The organism is Flavobacterium sp. RSSA_27, assembly GCF_051547125.1.
Taxonomy (GTDB): domain Bacteria; phylum Bacteroidota; class Bacteroidia; order Flavobacteriales; family Flavobacteriaceae; genus Flavobacterium.
This window is the reverse complement of record NZ_JBPTTN010000017.1, coordinates 1-596: the sequence shown is the minus strand read 5'-3', so window position 1 is coordinate 596 and position 596 is coordinate 1. Positions and strand designations below refer to the sequence as shown.

Below are 596 nucleotides of genomic sequence, written 5' to 3'. Positions count from 1 at the left end.
TGAAGCAGGCAAAGAAAATGGCACCAAAATCGAAGCACTTAAGGAAGCTATCAACCTCAATACGATACATATTTATGACCTAAAGAGTACCGAAAAATTGCTCATAGCAGAATAAGTACCTTAAAGGGTTTTGAATCTTACAACGCAACCAAAGCCATTTTCTTTGTTTTAAACAATAAAATAATACACTCGAAAATTGTCTCAGCCAAATATGATGATAAAATTCACAAAACAAATCAACTCGTTATATCTATATTTAATAAAGACAAAAACAAAGCGTACTTTACAGGTACAGTTTCATTTTATAACATGCTTCAAAATATGCAACTTACGAGTGACTACAATAACGGTGTATTAGAAAAAAATAGTAGTGTACTTCCAAAAAGTAAAAAATTCAACAAATCTAACAGCTGTATAGATTGGTATTGGGTAACGACTTATTCAAATGGAGGTCAAGATTGGAGCTACGCCTATACCACTTGCACTTGTGACTATTATAAATCCGCATGTGGTGGCGGTGGCGGTGGAAGCTCAAGTAGTGGCAGTTCAGGAGCAATTAATTATCCTTCTCAACCTAACAACAATGACTTGTTTGT

1 protein-coding gene is annotated in these 596 nt (G+C 34.4%); it reads left to right on the top strand.

Annotated elements, in window-relative coordinates; translation table 11 throughout:
• Positions 1–321: 321 nt before the first annotated feature.
• A partial coding sequence (locus ACSVH5_RS13445) for a hypothetical protein (protein WP_438061922.1) occupies positions 322–596 on the top strand: 275 nt, incomplete at its 3' end.